Annotated in this window: 18 protein-coding genes and 1 pseudogene; 10 read left to right on the top strand and 9 right to left on the bottom strand. The window is 60.9% G+C overall.

What is annotated here, in order from left to right; genetic code table 11:
• Nucleotides 1–637: 637 nt before the first annotated feature.
• Both VMA09_23505 and VMA09_23510 read right to left on the bottom strand, forming a co-directional pair.
• On the bottom strand, nucleotides 638–991 hold the full coding sequence (locus VMA09_23505) for a hypothetical protein (GenBank protein ID HUA36591.1): 354 nt from the start codon (nucleotides 989–991) through the stop codon (nucleotides 638–640).
• Between the two features lie 123 nt (nucleotides 992–1,114).
• Nucleotides 1,115–1,528, bottom strand: a complete 414-nt coding sequence (locus tag VMA09_23510) for a DUF952 domain-containing protein (GenBank protein HUA36592.1) — start codon at nucleotides 1,526–1,528, stop codon at nucleotides 1,115–1,117.
• 54 nt (nucleotides 1,529–1,582) lie between these two features.
• On the opposite strand from VMA09_23510, the gene VMA09_23515 reads away from it, so the two are divergent.
• A complete protein-coding gene (locus VMA09_23515) occupies nucleotides 1,583–2,359 on the top strand; it encodes a phytanoyl-CoA dioxygenase family protein (GenBank protein ID HUA36593.1) in 777 nt (258 codons plus the stop codon).
• Nucleotides 2,360–2,755: 396 nt separating this feature from the next.
• On the opposite strand, the gene VMA09_23520 is transcribed toward VMA09_23515, so the two are convergent.
• The 3 genes from VMA09_23520 to VMA09_23530 all read right to left on the bottom strand — a co-directional run bounded on the left by VMA09_23520 (nucleotide 2,756) and on the right by VMA09_23530 (nucleotide 5,391).
• A complete protein-coding gene (locus VMA09_23520) occupies nucleotides 2,756–3,394 on the bottom strand; it encodes a peroxiredoxin (protein HUA36594.1) in 639 nt (212 codons plus the stop codon).
• A 199-nt stretch (nucleotides 3,395–3,593) separates the two neighbouring features.
• Nucleotides 3,594–4,403 (bottom strand): enoyl-CoA hydratase-related protein, encoded by an 810-nt coding sequence (locus VMA09_23525; GenBank protein ID HUA36595.1) that lies wholly within the window; start codon nucleotides 4,401–4,403, stop codon nucleotides 3,594–3,596.
• A gap of 190 nt (nucleotides 4,404–4,593) precedes the next feature.
• On the bottom strand, nucleotides 4,594–5,391 hold the full coding sequence (locus VMA09_23530; protein ID HUA36596.1) for a hypothetical protein: 798 nt from the start codon (nucleotides 5,389–5,391) through the stop codon (nucleotides 4,594–4,596).
• A 174-nt stretch (nucleotides 5,392–5,565) separates the two neighbouring features.
• Here VMA09_23530 and VMA09_23535 point away from each other — a divergent pair, with 174 nt between their 5' ends.
• From VMA09_23535 to VMA09_23545, 3 genes and pseudogenes are all read left to right on the top strand, one after another.
• Nucleotides 5,566–6,297 (top strand): competence/damage-inducible protein A, encoded by a 732-nt coding sequence (locus VMA09_23535; GenBank protein HUA36597.1) that lies wholly within the window; start codon nucleotides 5,566–5,568, stop codon nucleotides 6,295–6,297.
• A gap of 34 nt (nucleotides 6,298–6,331) precedes the next feature.
• Nucleotides 6,332–6,889 carry a hypothetical protein gene (locus VMA09_23540; GenBank protein ID HUA36598.1) on the top strand — a complete coding sequence of 186 codons (558 nt, stop codon included), beginning with the start codon at nucleotides 6,332–6,334 and terminating at the stop codon, nucleotides 6,887–6,889.
• Nucleotides 6,890–7,168: 279 nt separating this feature from the next.
• A pseudogene (locus VMA09_23545) lies at nucleotides 7,169–7,471 on the top strand (ArsC/Spx/MgsR family protein).
• A 21-nt stretch (nucleotides 7,472–7,492) separates the two neighbouring features.
• Here the strand turns inward: VMA09_23545 and VMA09_23550 are convergent.
• Together VMA09_23550 and VMA09_23555 are read right to left on the bottom strand one after the other, a co-directional pair.
• On the bottom strand, nucleotides 7,493–8,458 hold the full coding sequence (locus tag VMA09_23550; GenBank protein ID HUA36599.1) for a zinc-binding dehydrogenase: 966 nt from the start codon (nucleotides 8,456–8,458) through the stop codon (nucleotides 7,493–7,495).
• A 64-nt stretch (nucleotides 8,459–8,522) separates the two neighbouring features.
• Entirely contained in the window at nucleotides 8,523–9,203 is a 681-nt protein-coding gene (locus VMA09_23555) for a TetR/AcrR family transcriptional regulator (GenBank protein HUA36600.1), read from the bottom strand.
• Between the two features lie 207 nt (nucleotides 9,204–9,410).
• Here VMA09_23555 and VMA09_23560 point away from each other — a divergent pair, with 207 nt between their 5' ends.
• Nucleotides 9,411–9,968, top strand: a complete 558-nt coding sequence (locus tag VMA09_23560) for a pyridoxamine 5'-phosphate oxidase family protein (protein HUA36601.1) — start codon at nucleotides 9,411–9,413, stop codon at nucleotides 9,966–9,968.
• A 195-nt stretch (nucleotides 9,969–10,163) separates the two neighbouring features.
• On the top strand, nucleotides 10,164–11,585 hold the full coding sequence (locus VMA09_23565) for an amidase (protein HUA36602.1): 1,422 nt from the start codon (nucleotides 10,164–10,166) through the stop codon (nucleotides 11,583–11,585).
• A 201-nt stretch (nucleotides 11,586–11,786) separates the two neighbouring features.
• Here the strand turns inward: VMA09_23565 and VMA09_23570 are convergent, their stop codons facing one another.
• Entirely contained in the window at nucleotides 11,787–12,809 is a 1,023-nt protein-coding gene (locus VMA09_23570; GenBank protein HUA36603.1) for a LysR substrate-binding domain-containing protein, read from the bottom strand.
• A gap of 239 nt (nucleotides 12,810–13,048) precedes the next feature.
• Between VMA09_23570 and VMA09_23575 the strand changes: the two genes are divergently transcribed.
• Together VMA09_23575 and VMA09_23580 are read left to right on the top strand one after the other, a co-directional pair.
• Complete coding sequence (locus VMA09_23575) at nucleotides 13,049–14,218, top strand: acyl-CoA dehydrogenase (GenBank protein HUA36604.1); 1,170 nt, start codon at nucleotides 13,049–13,051, stop codon at nucleotides 14,216–14,218.
• A 179-nt stretch (nucleotides 14,219–14,397) separates the two neighbouring features.
• Nucleotides 14,398–14,763 (top strand): VOC family protein, encoded by a 366-nt coding sequence (locus VMA09_23580; protein ID HUA36605.1) that lies wholly within the window; start codon nucleotides 14,398–14,400, stop codon nucleotides 14,761–14,763.
• Between the two features lie 119 nt (nucleotides 14,764–14,882).
• On the opposite strand, the gene VMA09_23585 is transcribed toward VMA09_23580, so the two are convergent.
• On the bottom strand, nucleotides 14,883–16,313 hold the full coding sequence (locus tag VMA09_23585) for a 4-hydroxyphenylacetate 3-hydroxylase N-terminal domain-containing protein (protein ID HUA36606.1): 1,431 nt from the start codon (nucleotides 16,311–16,313) through the stop codon (nucleotides 14,883–14,885).
• A gap of 142 nt (nucleotides 16,314–16,455) precedes the next feature.
• On the opposite strand from VMA09_23585, the gene VMA09_23590 reads away from it, so the two are divergent.
• Complete coding sequence (locus VMA09_23590; protein ID HUA36607.1) at nucleotides 16,456–17,235, top strand: glucose 1-dehydrogenase; 780 nt, start codon at nucleotides 16,456–16,458, stop codon at nucleotides 17,233–17,235.
• A gap of 12 nt (nucleotides 17,236–17,247) precedes the next feature.
• Nucleotides 17,248–18,012, top strand: a complete 765-nt coding sequence (locus tag VMA09_23595) for a glucose 1-dehydrogenase (protein ID HUA36608.1) — start codon at nucleotides 17,248–17,250, stop codon at nucleotides 18,010–18,012.
• The last annotated feature ends 457 nt before the right edge of the window (nucleotides 18,013–18,469 follow it).

Raw genomic sequence — 18,469 nt, forward strand, 5'->3', positions numbered from 1 at the left:
TCTTGTGAGCTTGTGTCGTACTTCATCGAAGCAATCGCTGGCGCAGATTCGGCGACGGCCCAAAACTGACTGATTGTGACCGGGAATTGACATATGGATGATGCTGTGGTCAGGCTCGTAGCCGGTCTTTTCAACCGTGACTTCGTAGGGTTTCGCATCGCGAGAGCGTCGCACTGGTGCTTGCCGTTGACAACCACCTGCGACATGAGAGACCGGCTCGAATGAGCGGCAGCGTTTTCGCGAGTTCTGGCGGCCGGGGTTCCGCCGCGATGCGCCGCTCTGGCTCAGGATCCTCGTGTTCGGGTTCTTCCCTCGCGCTGCTGATCGTTCGCCTGGTTTCGACTGCTCTTTCGGACGCCGCTGGCCCTGCTTTCGGCATAAATAATTGACAGCGCTGCGCGCGATGTCTGGTACCGGCCCCTTTGGGGGACACCAAAGATTTCTCGACTGCGCAGACTCCGCTCGAAATGATGGAGGGGGCAGGCCGAGCTTGGACTGACGGCGTAGATGGCAGTCAACTGCGCCGGCTCTTTGAGAGCGGCAGAACTCACCACCGAGGGCACCAGGACACCTAGCGAAGCGACGCAGCGCCGCTTCGATAAGGTTCTGACTTAGTGCCTTCGGGTTAAGGGCCAGTTCACATCGGGGCGCAATGCGGGCAGGCGCCGGCGTCGCCTTCGGGGGGGCGCGGATGGCCCGCGTTATCGGGCGGGCCGAAGTCGTGGTAGAGGCGGCACTCGTGCTCGTGCGCCTCGTGCGGCGAGGCGTGCTTGGTCACCGCGAAATACGAGTATCGGCCGATATGCTCCTTGAGGCGCTTGTTGAGATTGTCGTCGGCGCGGCCGACGTATTCGATCTCCATCACGCCCTTGGAACTCATCTTGCCGAGCGCGTAAGTGCCGGGCGAGACGAACCACAGAAGAGAATCGACGTTTTCGCGAGTGAGCGGAAACGGTCCCCATTTGAGGTGCGTTAGTTTGATATCAGGCACGCTACTTGGACGCCCCTTTTTCAGCTAGGTGCAAATTGCAACGCATTTGCACGTCGTATCGCAAGACCCTCGCATCAGTCCGTCAAATGCGCTCTCAAACTGTCACACGACGTTTCAATGATGCTACGAGCGGCCAAGCTCGCCCGGAAGGGTGAACAACCCGTCCTCTGCGCAGGGAAAATCGATGATCGAGACGACCGCATCGAGGTTAACTAGGCCATAAATATGAGGAAATCTTTTTGACGAGCGGGTCGGACCGGCCGCAGGTGCCTCAAATTTCAGCGGCGACACCAGCTTTTTCTCTTCGATGCAGAGCAGGACGAGGTCACGGCGGCCTTTATAAAAGAGATTCGCCGTTTCGACGATCTGCTCACGCGTTGAGCAGTGGACGAAGCCCTCGGTAGCAAGTGACGCCGGTTTGTAGGTGCCTGCCGAGCGGGCAGCGTCACATTCGCTTCGCGATATGATGTGGAAAATCATTCCAGTCTGAAACGCGGGATCGCCGGATAGCGCTACAACCGCGACCAGACGTTGCACGGCTTTTTGTCACGATCGCGGCGTGGTACGGTCGGACGCATCGAGCTTATCACCATGAATTCTGGATCCGAAGTTGCGAACGAACTTATCGATGGCAACGGCTTCGCACTGCTGCCGGACCTGATCAGCCGCGACCAGGCGCACGCCGCCCGCGAGCTGCTGCTTGACGGCGAAAACGTCGCGCTCGTTCCGGGCGCGCCCTCGAGCAATCCGAAAACACGCCAACGGACGATTCGCGGCCTGCTCGAGCGCGGCGAGATTTTCGAGCGCTTGGTGCAGCATCCGGCGATAATGGCGGTGGCCGAGGCGATGCTGGGCGACGACATGACGCTCAGCTCATACGCGGCGCGGATCCTTGAGCCGGGCGCGATCGAGATGGGCGCGCATGTCGATTACCCGTACTGGGCGATGCGCGGGCCGTTCACGGTACGGCCGGCGCTGATGCTCCAGGTTATCTGGCTGATGCAAGATTTCACCGCCGACAATGGCGCGACGATGGTCGTGCCGCGAAGCCAGCTCCGTTGCGCGTTTCCCGATCCGGCGGCCTTCGCGCGCGAGGCGCTGACGATCACCGGCAATGCCGGCAGCGCGATCGTCTCGCACGGGCTGCTGTGGCACGACACGGGCCAGAATCACACCGAAGCGCCGCGCGTGTCGATGCTCGTCAACTACGGCATGAAAATCATTCATCCGATGGAATCCGACATCGGCAAGGTCAGCGCCGAGGTGCTGGCGCGAGCGACGCCCAAGATGCGCCAGCTCCTCGGCCTCGAATTCCAAGCCTCGCTAGGCAACGACCTGAAGCGCCGCCGCACTACTTACAACGCATAGCGGGGTCGCCCTGAGAACATAGTAGCGCAAGCGTCCCACTTAAAATCCTAAGACTGTCAACTGGCTGTCATCGCGAGCGAAGTCGAGGGACCTTGGAGCCCCAAAGGGGCCGGTGCCAGACATCGCGCGAAGCACCTTCCTTATTGCCAAATAAAGGGCGCTATCGCGCCCCATGTCCGGAACCAGCCCCTTCGGGGCCACCGAGATCCTTCGACTCCGGCAGCCTCGGCTCAGAGTTTGTGAAGAAATGCCCGGGGTGCTCATGTCGCTGACTAGCGGCCCGTCCAATCCGTCATGGTGAGCGGAGTGAGCAGCGCGAACGCGCTCACCCTGCAAAAAGAAAACGGGCCCTCGATTTCTTCGAGCGCCCGCTTTTGATTGCTTCGCTGTCCGCGATTACTCGCCGGGGTAGGGCGTGATGCGCAGGTAGGGGCGCACAGTCTTGTAGCCCTTGGGGAACTTCTGCTTGATCACTTCGGGATCCTGGAGTGCCGGCACGATGATGCAATCGTCGCCTTTCTTCCAGTCGGCGGGCGTCGCCACCTGATGCTTGTCGGTGAGCTGCAGCGAATCGATCGCGCGGAGGATTTCCTGGAAGTTGCGGCCCGTGCTGGCAGGATAGGTCAGGATGAGCCGGATCTTCTTGTTGTGGTCGATAACGAAGACCGAGCGCACCGTGAGCGTGTCGTTCCATTCCGGATGGATCATGTCGTAGAGCTTGGCGACTTTCTTGTCGGAGTCGCCGAGCACGGGGAAGTTCATCTTCACGTGCTGGGTCTCTTCGATGTCGTTGATCCAGTTCTTGTGTGAGTTTACGTCGTCGACGCTGACGCCGATCGCCTTGATGTTGCGCTTGTCGAACTCGGGCTTGAGCCGCGCGACGGTGCCGAGTTCAGTGGTGCATACCGGGGTGAAATCCTTCGGATGCGAGAAGAGAATCGCCCACTTGTCGCCGATCCACTGATGGAAGTTGATCGAGCCCTCGGTCGATTCCTGCGTAAAGTCTGGCGCGACGCTGCCAATATGAAGTGCCATTTTTTTCCCCTGTGTCGTTAACTATGGAGTGAGCGGATGCCCTCGCGGCACCCGATCTTAATCCTTATAAGTCCTTGCCAAGTCTGAGGCGAGGGACGTTCAGAGCGAGCCAGAATCGATACGTGATAAAGGCTACTAAGTAAGTTATGTATCGGCGCATCCAGTCGGTCAAGAGGCGGGATGCGCCGGGGCGCGTCGCCTACTTCTTCTTGAGCTTGCCGAAATCCGGCTTGCGCTTTTCCAGGAATGCAGTGACGTATTCCTTGTGCTCGGCGCTGGTATAGCACTTCTCGAGCGCGAACATCTCAAAGCTCATCGCCGTTTCGAGCGTGCCTTCGAGGCCCTGGTAGAGCGCGCGCCGCGTCATCATCAGCGAAAACGGCGAGCACTGGAGGACATCGTTGATAAGTTCCTGCGTCGTCTGTTTGAATTGCGTCGCCGGCACGACCTGGCTCACGAGGCCCATCTCGAGGCACTGCTGAGCGGTGTACTGGCGCCCGGTCAGCATCATCTCGGCCGTTTTGGAGAGGCCGATCAGCTTCGGCATCAGATAGCTCGAGCCCAACTCGCTCATCAGGCCGACGCGCGGAAAGATCACGCCCATCTTGGCGTTGTCCGACGCGATGCGGATGTCGAACAGCAGCGTCAGCGTGCATCCCACGCCGAGCGCGTAGCCGTTGATCGCGGCGATTGAGGGCTTGCTGAGATTGCGCATCAGGCCGGGCAATGAGCCGCCGCGCTCGCGATGCTCGCTGCGCTGCTCCGCGTTGCCTTCGCGGGCCTTGATATTGTCGTTGAACATGGACATGTCGGCGCCGGCGCAGAAGGCGCGGTCGCCCGCCCCCGTCATCACGATGACGCGCACTTCGGGATCGGAGTCGGCGCGTGCGATCGCGTCGTACATCTCCCAGCCCATCGTCGCGGTGTAGGCGTTCATCTTGGCCGGGCGATTGAGCGTAATCGTCGCGACCGCGTTGGCGGCCTCATAGAGAATAGTCTCGTAAGCCATCGTGATGCCCTCCTGGGCAGAAAACGCACCGGTGCGTCGCACCGATGCGCGTTCGATTCGATCTGTGCTACGCGCGCTTTTTCTTGCTGCCCTTGCGTGCGACGCGGATTGCGGCCTTGATGCGTTTTTCGCGACGCTTGCGGCGGCGCTTGATTTCTCGTTGACGTTCGGATGCCATCGTTACCTCTTTCTAGTCGAGTGGGACGGTACGTTCCACCTTGGCGCCGGAATCAAGATGGATTCCATCCATTGTGGTGTACGGCTTGCCCTTGCCGGTCCGGTTCTCCACATAAACGTCGTAGTCGCCCGGGTCAAGTTTGAAGCGATGGATCGTGCCGGGGTCGCTGGCCTGGACCTGGGACTGGGTGCCCGCGCGCAGGACGACGACGCGCGTCGAATCGTTCATCGGAATCTTGCCGAGCACAGTCTGGATATCGAGCTGGGCGGGCACGACTTCATCCAAGGATAGAAACGCCTGCCGACCCGGTTTGAGCTCGAGCGCGTGCCAATCGTAGCCCTGCGGTGGGGCTTCGACTCTCACATCTACCAGAGCTGGGGCAAAAAGGTATTTGTCGCCCGTGACGAAGGCTGCGACCTTGGCGTGCGGCGGATTCGAGTCGGTGACGGTGACCTGGAAGCCGGGGTCCTTGCCTGTGCGATCCTTGGCGCTGACCTTCATCACGGCCACGTCGGTGATGAGCAGCGTGTGCGTGCGCCCGGCCTCGATCGTGACGCCGTTCTTGACGATATGGCCGCCGATAATCGGCAGCACGACCGAATAATCACCAGGCGGCAGATCGACGGTCGCGCCCGGCGCGATCTGGCCAACTTGATGCCCCGCCGCCATGATTTGCGCGGTGTTCATGGCGCCCGCGCCGATATCGCCCATGACATCAAGCTTGAGCTTTCCGGTCGCGCCGGCGATAGCAATCGAGGCCGCGACCACAAGGCTCACGCAGACCAGTAAGAGGAAGCGCAGCGCTCGCATATGAATCGAAGCATCGTAGCACAGCGCTGATACGGCGACAGATGCGGGCGAGCAGTCCGCCGAAATGCAAATTATTCACCTCAAGTCGCCGATTCTGCACATCTTCTATACCTTGCTGTTGATAAGCGGCGCTTGGATAATAGCTTCAGGCGGTGGGGCGAGGTTTTACTGGCGATGCGGGAACGCAGTTGCGCATTGGTGGTGGTGGGCAATGAAATCCTGTCCGGCAAGGTGCAGGATTCCAACGCCTATTTCGCCGCGCGCGAGCTGCGCAAGATCGGCGTCGCTCTTCAGCGTATCATCACGATTCCCGACGAGCTTCCAGTCATCGCGCAGGAAGTTGCCTACTGCTCGCAGAACTTTGACATCGTGATCACGTCGGGCGGAGTCGGCCCGACTCACGACGACGTCACGATCGAGGGTGTCGCGCGCGCCTTCGGGCGCAAGCTGGTAATTCATCCCTTACTCGAGCGGATCATCCGCGAGCATTTCCGCGATCGGCAGCTCGAGGCAGGCCTCAAGATGGCCGAGGTGCCCGAGGGCTCGATTCTCAACGAAGGCGGCGACGTTCGCTTTCCGACCGTTCAAATCGAAAACGTGTACGTGCTGCCGGGAATCCCGCAGCTCTTCGAGGCCAAGCTCTTCTCGCTCAAGGCCCGCTTTGCGACCGACCCGTACTTCATGCGCGCGATTTACTCGAGCGCGCACGAGGACGTGCTGGCGGAGCATCTGAACGCCTGTATGCGGGAGTTTCCCGAGCTGATGCTGGGCTCGTATCCGCGCATCGGACATCCGGAATATCGCGTCAAGCTCACGCTCGAGTCCAAGGATGAAGCCTATCTCGCACGCGCTTTTGCACACCTGATGAACCTGTTGCCTGGCGATGCGGTGGTGAAGACCGAATAATTTTTTTTGGAGGAAGGGGGCGGAGGTAATCGTCATGGAGAAAACGTTTAAAACCAAACTCGCGGTATTCGCGTCGGCGGCGTTGATCGTCGCGACGCTCGCACCGCTCGGCGGTATCGCCGGAGCGCAAACGGTGGGACAGGCGCAACCGAATGCGCAGGTGCCGCAACCCGATCAAAACAGCGTCAACTGGCCCGGCGCCGGCTATGGCGCGGGAGCGCTGTTCGGCAACGTGCTCTACATCCCGGCCAAGCTGACCTACGCGCTGCTCGGCGGGATCATCGGTGGCGGCACCTATCTCGTCACCGCCGGAAACACCCAGGCAGCGAATACTGTGTGGCGCAGCTCGCTCGGCGGTGACTATGTGTTAACGCCGCAGATGGTCGCGGGCAAGCAGCCGATTAACTTCAGCGGCCCGACCGCGACGCCGCCCCCGGTCAACCCCGCTGCGGGCGGATCGTCGTCGGCGAGCTCGAACGTCGCGCCGATCGAGCCGCTGCCGCCGACGACGGTGGGCTCGTCCTCTCCGTCAACCGGCTCCGGCCAGCCGCTGGATCACGGCAGCGGCCCCGCCAGCACGAGCATCGAGTAATCGTTAGCTGCGGCGCACGCGAAGAATCGCGCGCGCCGCACGTGCCAGCCAGCCTCTATTCGGAGATCCTGGCCGGCTGAGTGTCTTCGTGCCCTTTGTGGCGAGTGTTTTTGCTGTCTCGCCTTGAAGTGGCAGGCGCTTGAAACCGTCGAGTTCGCGCTCATCTTGAGCATGCAACAGGCGCGTCGTCGTCGCTTGCCCGCGAGCCTCACTTGGAAAATACTTTCATTCATGAAGCGGGTTCGGTTCCTTTACAAATCCACCTGAACTACGTGCCGCAACGCACGCGTGTTCGTGCGCAATCTCAAGGGTATCGAGATCGACGAGCGTGATTACGCCAAGGCACCGCTCAGTGCCGACGAGCTGCGCGAGATCTTTCATGATCGCGATCCGCGCGAGTTCCTCAGCACGCGCAGTCCCGCCTACAAGGCGATGGGACTCGCCGGGAAGTCGCTCACACCTGATGATGCGATCGCGCTGATGGCGAAAGATCCGAATCTGCTAAAGCGTCCGCTCGTGATCGCGGGCAAAGAAATCATCGCTGGATTCGATCGCGAGCGCCTCAGCCAGCTCGGCAAATAAGCCGCGCCGATTCTTTCCAAGCTAGATGCGCAGGACGGCTTTGCCGGAATAGTCGCGCGAAATCAGCTTGCGCGCGATATCGGCAACTTCGGTCCATGATGCTTCGAGCTCGATTGGCGCCTTGAGCTTGCCCTCGGCCGTCATCGCGACGAGCTGCGCGAGCTTTGCCGCCGGCATCTCGCGCTGAAATTCGTGCCTAAGCGTGACGCCATAGAGAGTCGCGCCCCCGGTGCGATAAAACGTGCCGGCGTCGAAGGTGACTGTCTCGGACTCACTCACGCCGAAGAGCACGCACGTCCCGCCCGGCGCGAGCATCGTGAGCGCGGCGCCCAGCGAAGCGCCGCCGACGGAATCCAGGATCAGATGGAACGGTGCGTGCGCTCGCGCTCCGGAAAGATTCGCTCCGACCGCGACGGTATCGGCGCCCATGCTGCGCACGAACGCTTCGTGACCTTCATCGCGAATCGCGGCGACGACGTGCGCGCCCATGTGACGCGCGATCTGACATGCGACGCTGCCGACACCGCCGCGCGCTCCATTTATCAACACGCGCTTGCCGGAAAGATCACCGCCCCTTGCGAGCGCGTGCAATGACGTCAATCCGGCGACCGGAAGTGTCGCCGCCTGCGCGAAGCTGACGGAATCGGGAAGCGTCGCCAGAAAAGGCGTCGGCACGGCGCTGAATTCGGCCCATCCGCCGCCGGGATCGAGCGCGACAACGCGCGTGCCGGCAGGCGGCCAGGCGCCGTCGGTCGCGGACTCGGCGATAGTGCCGGCGATATCCCATCCGAAGCGCGCTCCGTTCTGAGCGTTGGTGAGCGCAGTGCGAACCTCGCCACGATTGAGTGAGAAGCTCGCGACTTTGATTACCGGAACGCCCGGACCAGGTGTGGGCCGCGGAAATTCACGCAGGACGAATTTGCTGGGCGCGTTGTTATCAAACGTCACGGCGCGCATCGGCGCAGCTTTGGAAGCAGTATCGGCCATGGCAATCCTCCGAGATAGAACACCCAGCTCACGACGCGGCGAGCACAATATGTTCAGCGAACAGTTATGAGTGTTTTCTAATCGAGAGATTCGAGCCTTGCAAGCCGGTGAGGAGAGTATCTACTAAGGCGTCGATGAGTGCGCGGCGCTCGGAAAGCAGGTAGCCGGGCCGTGCGATCATGAGGGACACGAGCCCGTGTGCCGCCGTCCATATCGTCTGCGCGATCACGGTCATCTCGCCATCCTTGAGCGAACCCGCCGCGATCATCCGCGCCACAGCGTCGCGCAGCAGGAGAAACGACTTCATGCCGATGCCCTGCACTTCGAGGGGCAACTTGGGATTCTTGCGATGCGTGAACTTCGGCGCGCCGCGCCCCGCCATGAACGTGAGTTGGTATTCGTCTGGATGAGCTAGGCCGAAGTCGATGTACGCCTCAATCAACTGGCGCAGATGACGTGGCGAAGCGTCGAGTCCTTGGGCCACAGCGCGAAACTGTTCAGCGAGGCCGTCGAAGGTGGCGTGACATACGGCGTCGAGGATCTCGTCTTTGCTCCTGAAATAAACGTAGAGGCCCGTCTGCGACAGGCCGACGCGCGCGGCGAGCTTGCGCGTGGTGAAATTTTCGTAACCTTCCTTGAGGAACATCTGGCGCGCGGCGGTCAAAATCTCGCCGCGCCGCTCGTGGCCCGAGCCCCGCGGCTTGCGCGCACGTGGCGCACCTTTGAGCCGGAGCCTGGTACTCATCTCTTTGCTGGCAGCGTCGACATCGCTTGATTTTGGCACGACTCGCCAGAGCCGCGCGCTATCGCGGACGATACATGGACGACCCGCAGCGTCACAAGCCCTTCGATCAGGCTCGCTTGACTCGCGAAATCATCCCGCCTAGTTAAGTTATCGTCGAACACTGAGCGTCGAACACTATCCGCCAAAAAAGTGGAGGAGGGCAATGCGATGATTGAAGCGTCGAGATACATCATCTCAATCGCAACTGCGCTATGCGCGATCGTCACCGCCAGCACGCTCACGGCCGCATCGGCTTCGCAGCGCGATTTCGATGCGCTTTCGGGCGCGAGCTATATCTACATTGCCACCGTGCGCAAAGACGGCAACCAGAGCCGCGCTGTCCCGGTATGGTTCATCGGTAAGCCGGACGGCGAGATCCTTATCGATACCAACAGCACGAGCTGGAAAGCGCGGCGTATCCGGCGCGGCAGTCCGGTGCTCATTTGGATCGGCTCACGCTCGGGGCCTGCGTTTATTGGCAAAGCCGAATTCGTCAACGACCCCGCGGTGCGGGATTTCATGATCGAGCGGATTCCGAAGAAGTATTGGCTCGCATGGATGGGATTCTTTGGACCGAAGCGCGCGAAGTTCGATTCGGGCGCGGTCGTCACGATCCGGATCATGATCGAAAGTGACCTGGCCGCCGGCTTTCAGTCGCAGCCCGGCACCCCCGCGCCGGCGACGCCCGATAAAACCTCCGCGTCGGCCAGCAGAATCCAGAACTAACCACATCAGACACAAAGGGCACGAAGAAAGAACCTGTATAGAAGCGGTGCCGCGCCACTTCTACTTCGTGTCCTTTGTGAACTTTGTGGTTCGCCTGATGTCTGGAACGATCCGGAGGTCGGTCGCGGCGCCTCTCCTCCGTCGCGTGCAATACCTTGCCGCCGATGCTAACCCTTGAATGGTAAGGAGTTCCCCATGCCAATCTCTGACGATCTGGCTTTCGCGCCGGCTTATCGCCTGCTGGCGATGCTCAAGAGCCGCGAGATTTCCGCGGTCGAGTTGACGGACACATTCATCGAGCGAATTGAATCGCTCAACCACGGTATCAACGCTGTCGTCACGCTCGTCGAGGACCGCGCGGCGCGCGAGGCCGAGGACTCGGACAACCGGCTCGGCGGCAAAGGTGAGGTGCGCCCGCTCGAGGGTCTGCCGATAACGATCAAGGACTCGATCATCACCGAGGGCATTCGCTCGACGTGGGGCACGAAAAAATTTGAGCATCACGTCGCCACTTACGATGCGCCCACGGTCGCGCGATTGCGCGCTGCCGGCGCGATCATAATCTGCAAGACCAACACCCCCGAACTGACGATGGATTACGACTGCGACAACCCGCTGTTCGGGCAAACCAATAATCCGTGGGATCATTCGCGCGTCCCCGGCGGATCGAGCGGTGGCGAGGCGGCCGCACTCGCAAGCGGGATGGCGGCGCTCGGACTCGGCTCAGACTACGGCGGATCGATCCGCGTGCCGTCGCATTTCTGCGGTGTGACGGGCCTCAAACCTTCATGGGGAACGATTCCTGGCGCGGGGCACATGTCGCCGGGACCCGCCGCTCCGCCTCCTGTAGCGCACATGGCGACGATCGGACCGATGGCGCGCTATGTCGACGACCTCACGCTCGCCTACAACATCGTGCGCGGCGCCCATCCGAGCTCGCCGCACACGGTGCCCACGCCGGAAGCGCATCCCGAGCAGGTGAATATCAAGGAACTACGCTGCGCGCTGTTCACCGCCGCTTGCGGCACTCCGGTCGATTCCGATATTCGCGCTGCGGTCGAGCGCGCGGGCAAGGCGCTGCAGAAGCTCGGTGTCCCCGTCGATGAAGTAAAGCCCCCGATCGACGAGGGGCCGGAGATCTGGTGGCAATACGCGATGGCCGACGGGGGCAAGCTGATGCAGGCGCTGTTCGCCGGCCATGAGCATACGTTCCGCGACCGATTGAAGGCGCAAATGGGTGGCTCGTCGGGCGAGAAATCCGCCTCCGATTATTTCCTGATTGCGTTGCGTCGCGACGCCTGGCGCGTCCAGCTCGCCGAGTTCATGGAAAAGTATCCGATCATCATCGGGCCGCCATTCTGCTCGACGGCCTTCAAGCACGGCGCGCTCGAGGTCGATATCGACGGCAAGAACTACTCGCTCTACGAGGCCAACTGGCCCGTGATGTGGGGCAACTGCGCGGGCGTACCCGGCGTGGTCGTGCCGGCCGGCCTCGATCGCAACAAACTCCCGACGGGCGTGCAGGTGAACGGTCGAGCCTTCGGCGAAGAATCAGTGCTCGCAATCGCACGCGCCCTCGAGCACGAGCTCGGCGGCTTCAAGCGCCCACCGCTCTAAGCAGAAAGAAAAAAGATCACCACGAAGACATGAACCTCAAAGACACAAACGCCACCAAGAAGAAAAAATTCCTGCGAAGCGGCGTCGCGCCGCTTCGCTTGGTGCCTTTGTGTCCTTAGTGGTGAGTCTTCCTGTCTGAAAACAAACGGCTGGAGCATCGCCGCTCCAGCCGTTTTCATCGTTTCTGTGTGATTGAGATCGTTACGCGAGCTTCTCGGCTTTCTCGATCGATCCCTTGCCGTCGCCGAGCCCCGCCTCGCGTGCTGCGCGTTCCGCCTCGCGAGCGGCTCGCTCGGCTTCGCGCGCTGCGCGGTCGCTGCGATCGCGCGGAACCTTGGGCAGCGCGCCGCTCTGCGTTAGCACGTCGATAAACTTGCGCACTGCCGGCGACAGCTCACGACCGCGCTTGTAGATGATCGCAAGCGGGCGCAGGAAGGTGCCTTCCTGGAACTCGAGCATCCTGAGCGTGCCGCGGCTGACTTCGTTCTCGACCGTCATCTTGGGCACGATCGCGCATCCGAGGCCGATCTCGACCGCGCGCTTGATGGTCTCGATATTGTCGAACTCGAGCGCGTACTGCGGCTTGACGCCATGGTCGCGCAGGATTCGGTCCGAGGCTTTGCGCGTGGCGACGTCGCGCTCGTAGCCAACGAACTTCTGGCCCTGGAGCTGGCCGACCGCAACTTTGTTGTTTTTGGCCAGCGGATTATCGGGCGGTACGACCAGTACCAGCTCGTCATGGCGGAACGGCACGGCGACGATCTGGCTGCGTTTGGCCGGGTATGCGACGACGCCGAGGTCAATCTTGCCCTCGATCAGGTCTTCGTAAATCTTGTTCGCGCGCAGGTATTCCAGGTGGACATTGACCGCCGGAAAGTTGCGCAGGAATTCGGTCAGGTAGGGCGGCAGCTCGTGGAGGCCGACGCTGTAGACTGTGCCTACGCGAATCGAGCCTGCTACAACCGACCCTATCTCGCGTAGCTTGTTTTCAAGCTCCAGAAACCGCCGGACGATCTCTTTGCTGGCGGTATAGAGGATTTGTCCCGCAGGAGTCGGTTTGACTCCCGCTCGACCGCGTTCTATCAATCGGCAATCGTATTTCTCCTCGAGGCTCCGGACCTGCTGGCTGACTGCCGATTGGGTGACGAAGTTTTGCGACGCGGCATAAGAAAAGCTTCCACTTTCGATTATGTCGCAGAAGACCTTTAGCGTTTCGATGTGCATGGTACTGACTTCACGTATAAGGCTATGTGATGCTCACAAGGGAGGCAAGAAGTAGGAGTGTTAAATGATTCATCCTGCCTTACAGTAGCGTGATGGACGGTTCGACGTAGGTCAAGAGACGCGAAAACCTGCTTCGTTCATCCGCACCTAACCATGATGCCCGTCGCGGAAGCTCTCGAGAGCGCCTCAACCCGAGCCTTGGAACCCCGAAGTGATTCAAATTTTAAGCGGAGTCGGCAATGGCTGATCTATTAAGAGACCTTGATTTCTTTAATCTCGACGATCTTTTGACTTCCGAAGAGCGCATGGCGCGCGACTCGGTCAAACAATTTGTTCGGCGCGAGATTCTCCCGAAGATTGAAAACCATTTCGCGAGCGAATCGTTCCCCAAAGAGCTCATCCCGCAGATGGCGGAGCTCGGGATGTTCGGCGCGAATCTCAAGGGCTACGGATGCGCCGGCATGAACAACGTCGCCTACGGTCTCATCATGCAGGAGCTCGAAGCGGGCGACTCGGGACTGCGCTCGTTCGCCTCGGTGCAGAGCGCACTCTCGATGTACGCAATTTATGCTTACGGTAGCGAGGAGCAGAAGCAGCGCTACTTGCCCGAAATGGCCAAGGGAAAAATGATCGGATGCTTCGGGCTGACCGAGCCCGACCACGGCTCCGATCCTGGCGGGATGGAAACGCGCGCCCGCAAGGACGGCGACGGATGGATTCTCAACGGCACCAAGCGCTGGATCACCAACGGATCGATCTCCGACGTCGCGGTCGTCTGGGCCAAGGTCGATCAAGGTATAACGGGGTTTGTCGTCGAGCGCGGCACGCCCGGCTTCTCGACGCGCGATATCCACGGCAAATTCTCGATGCGTGCCTCGATCACCTCCGAACTGATCCTCGAAGACGTGCGAATCCCGAAGACTGCTCATCTCCCGGAGGCGCGCGGCCTCAAGGCTCCGCTCGGATGCCTCACGCAGGCGCGCTACGGAATCGCATGGGGCGCAATCGGCGCCGCACGCTCGTGCTACCAGTGCGCGCTCGATTACACCAAGTCACGCAAGCAGTTCACGCGCCCGCTGGCCGGCTACCAGCTCGTCCAGGCCAAGCTCGTGAAGATGCTGACGGAAATCACCAAGGCGCAGATGGTCTGCATGCGCCTGGCGCATCTGAAGGACCAGGGCAAGATGCGCCCCGAGCACGTCTCGTTCGCCAAGCGCAACAACGTCAACGAGGCGCTCAAGATCGCGCGCGACGCCCGCGATATGCTCGGCGCTAACGGCATCGTCAACGAATACCCCGTCATCCGGCACATGCTGAACCTCGAAACGGTGAACACCTACGAAGGCACCTTCGACGTACACACGCTGATCCTCGGCCGTGACGTGACGGGAGAGAGCGCCTTCGACTGAGAGGGAAAGAAAAAAAGATCACCACAAAGGCAGGAAGTTCAAGACAGAAAGGTCACTAAGAAAGACTTCCCACGAAGCGGCGTCCGCGCCGCTTCGCTTCGTGGCTTTGTGACCTTAGTGGTAATATTTTTCTGCGGCTGTATAACGATCAACTCGGATCGCCCCGAGGAGAAGCTCCCATGGTGAAACCCAAGTCACTGAATCACGCCGCGTTTCGCGTCACCGATGTCGCCAAGTCGACCGAGTTCTATGAAAACGTCGTCGGCCTCAAGCGAATCGAGCGTCCCAACTTTCCCTTCGGCGGCGCGTGGTACGGGATCGGCGACAACGCGCTGCACTTGATTTCAAGCGAAGGCCTGGGCCGCAAGCCCGACCCTCTCGGACCTCATATTGCGTTCGAAGTCGAGGACTTCGAGGAGACCAAGCGCGCACTCAAAGAAAAGGGCATCGAGTTCCTCGAGGCTCCCGCCGGGATGGGCGTCGGCCGCCAGTTGTGGATCACCGATCCCGATGGCAACACGGTCGAGTTGCGGACGGACAAGTAGACGGAAGCAGAACTCACCACGAAGAATCACGAAGGCACAAAGAAAGAAGAGCGGCGCGCTCTCGCGCGTCGCTCTTCTTATTATGACTGACTTTGTGGTCTTCGTGTCTTTGTGGTTTCTTAAATGCCCGCGAGCTTTTTCGCGTACGCGGTCACGGTCTTGAAGTCGTATTCGCGATACGCCTGGAGCTTCTCCGCTTCGAAGCCGCCCTCGGCGTGGACCGCCAGCACTTCCTGGTAGCCGCCGTAGTCCGACGACGTCAGATCGCTGATCAGGTTTAGCAGGCGCATCCGCTTTTCCGCGTCGAAGCCTTTTGCGCCGCCCATGTACTTCAGCACGTATGCGCGCGTCGCTTCGCTGGTGAAGTCTTCGGCTGCTGGAGCAGTGACGAGCAGTCCGCCGGCGAGGTCCTGCACGACCTGCACCGCGGCGTGATAGTTGTGCGCGAAATGATACTTCGCCACGTTCGTGATGAGCGTGTTGGGCACGGCGATGCCGTCTTCATACGTGCAGGTCCGCGCCGCGTGCTCGATCAAGCCGCGCACCGTCGTGTGATAGGCCGCCAGATGCGTCAGCTTATCCCGCACGTGTCCCGCGCGTGTGATTCCGTTGGCTTCCGCCGCGGCCGCACCGACTCCCGCAAGCGCTTCGAGGAGAGGTAGCTTGTACGACACCGCCGTGAAGCGATGGAACCGTACGAACGTGAGTGCGAGCAGGCCCGCGAAATCGCACTCGCCGTTCAGGAAGATGCGATCCTTCGGCACGAATACATCGTCGAACACTGTCAGCGTTTCCATCATCTTGTGCTTGGCGCTGATCGGATGCTCGAACTCGTTCTTCTTCGAGCTGCCGTGCGGGCTCGCGATGAGCTTGAGCCCCGGCGTGTTGATCGGCAGCGCGAACGCGATCGCATAGGCCTTGTCCTCCGGCCGCATCGCGCGCGTCGGCAGCACGATCACCTCGTTGGTGTTGGTCGATACCGACGTGTGAACTTTCGCACCGCGCACGACCACGCCGTCGGGACGCTCCTCGACGACGCGCACGTAGTAATCGGGATGCTCCTGCTGTGTGGGGCCGAGCGAGCGATCGCCCTTCACGTCGGTCTGCGCCACGGCGACGGCAAGATCGTTGTCGCGGCACAGGCGATGGTACTTTTTGATCCGCTCGCGATATTCGGGCTTGCCCGCTGCCGCCATCCGCTCGCCGATTATATTGAGCGCGAGCAGCGCGTCGCTGCCGATCTCCTTGATCAGCACGACCAGCGTCGCGCCTTCGCGCGTCGAGGCCGCGATCAGCTGGCTGCGCTTGAGCAGGTCGTCACCGTTCTGCGGAATATGAAAGTAGCGGCTGTACTCGTCATTGCCTTCCTTGATGACGGCCAGCTCGCGATATTTCGGATCGTCGGCCATTCTGTAGTCGAGCGCGGCATGCTCGACCGCGATGCCGATGACGGGATGCGTGTTGACGTCTTCGACTTTTTCGCCGCGGAAATAAACCGCACGCCCGTCGCGCAGCGAGGCTTTGTACTGTTCAGCGGTTCTGAGTCCCATCCTGAGAGTTATCCTTTGATTGGAGAATCACGCGTCCCTTTGACATCCTCTGGGCAAACGCGCGAAAGGCCAATATAGAAGTCACGCGGCTCCACTGTCCAACGCGGAGTCCGTGCTGATGACGAAAGGTCAGGAGACAATAATGGCTGATCTCAAGATGTTCGATCTGAGCGGCAAGGTGGCGCTGGTCACTGGCGGCAACGGCGGTATCGGCCGCGCGATCGCGCTCGGCCTCGCGCGCGCAGGCGCCACGGTCGCGATCTTCGCCCGCAACGAAGAGCGCAATCGCGCGGCGCTCGCCGAGCTCGAAGCGATGGGCGCTCGCGCGATGGCGACGAAGCTCGATCTCTCCAATCGCAAGGGCATCAAGCCCGCCTTCGATGAAGTCGAGAAGCGCCTCGGATCGATCGACATCCTCGTCAATAATGCCGGCTTCGCGGTGCTCAAATCGCTCCTCGATCACACCGAGGAAGATTGGGATGCTGTGCTCGAGACGGATCTCACCGCATGCTTTCTGCTCTCGAAGTACGCGGCGCAGTCGATGATCGCGCGCAAGTCCGGCGGCAAGATCATCAACGTCGCGAGTATCGGCGGCTACATGGGCACCCCGATTTTTCCGTCTTACGGAGTAAGCAAGGGTGGGATGCTTCAGCTCACGCGATGCCTCGCGATCGAACTTGCGCCGCACAATATCCAGGTCAATTCGCTGGCGCCCGGGTGGACCACGACCGACATGACCGACTGGATTCGCAACGATCCGCAATACGCCTGGGTGAAGGCCGAGATGGTCCAGCGTACGCCCGCAGGCCGCTTCGCCGACCCCGAGGAGATGGCCGGCGCCGCGGTGTTTCTGGCCTCGCGCGCCGCGAGCTTTGTGACGGGCTCTGATCTAATCGCCGACGGCGGATTCCGCATCCGCTAAGGAGTTCAGAGAATGGCGGCGCCAAAGATGTTTGACCTTGCCGGCAACGTTGCGATCGTTACCGGCGGCAATGGCGGTATCGGGCGTGGCATTGCGCTCGGACTTGCCGAGGCCGGCTCTGCGATCGCGATCCTCGCGCGCAATGAAGGGAAAGGCGCGGCCGTGCTGAGAGAGATCGAGGCGCTCGGCGTGAAAGCGATCGCGCTCAAGCTCGATGTCACTCGCCGCGACACGCTCCGCCCCGCCTTCGAGGAAGTCGAGCGCCGCCTCGGCCCGGTCACGATCCTGGTCAACAACTCCGGGATGGCGATCAACAAGCCCATGCTCAAATACGACGCGCAGGATTGGGATCAGGTTATCGAGACCAATCTCAACTCGTGCTTTTTCCTCTCGCAGATCGCGGCTCAGGCGATGGCGCGGCGCGGCGGCGGCAAGATCATCAATATCGCGAGCGAGTACGCGCGCTTCGGCGGCGGCTTCGTCATTTCCTACTCGGCCTCGAAGGGCGGCCTCGTCCAGATGACCAAGACGATGGCGATCGAGCTCGCGCGCAAAAATATCCAGGTCAACGCGATCGTTCCCGGATGGATCACGACCGACATGACGGCCGCCGCTCAATCCGGCCCGTTCCACGACGAAATAATCACCCGCACCCCAGCCGGCCGCTTCGGCACCCCAGAAGAAATGGCCGGCGCGGCAGTATTCCTCGCCTCCCACGCCTCGGACTTCGTCACCGGTTCGGTAGTTTACGTCGACGGCGGCTACTCGATTCGCTAAGAGTCGATGCTGACTAGCTGTCATCTCCATCACAACTCGCCTTCAATTCCGTCATCCCGAATGCAGTCGAGGGATCTTGGAGGCTCCGAAGGGGCCGGTGCCACACATCGCGCGGAGCGTCGCCCTTGATGTCCGAATGCGAGCCCAGTCCCGTCCGCTACAGGTGCAAGCTTTTCCGCGACGGCGGAGCGAGCCATGTCGATTCTTCTTTCTACTCGGAGTGCTGTTCGCCTGGATAGGCTCTGATATACGCTCCATGTAGAGCCGTGGAGCGCTGTTTAATCCTCACTGGTCCTGCCGGCGCCGGCAAGAATACGGTGGCCTGCGAATACGCGGAGCTCTCAGGTAACTGCGCGATCATCGATGTCGATACGATTCGCTGGATGGTGGTGAAACCTCACGTTGCTCCCTGGGATGGCGAAGAAGGGCAGCGACAGCATCGGCTCGGAGTGAGAAA

It is taken from the genome of Candidatus Binataceae bacterium (assembly GCA_035508495.1).
Taxonomy (GTDB): domain Bacteria; phylum Desulfobacterota; class Binatia; order Binatales; family Binataceae; genus JASHPB01.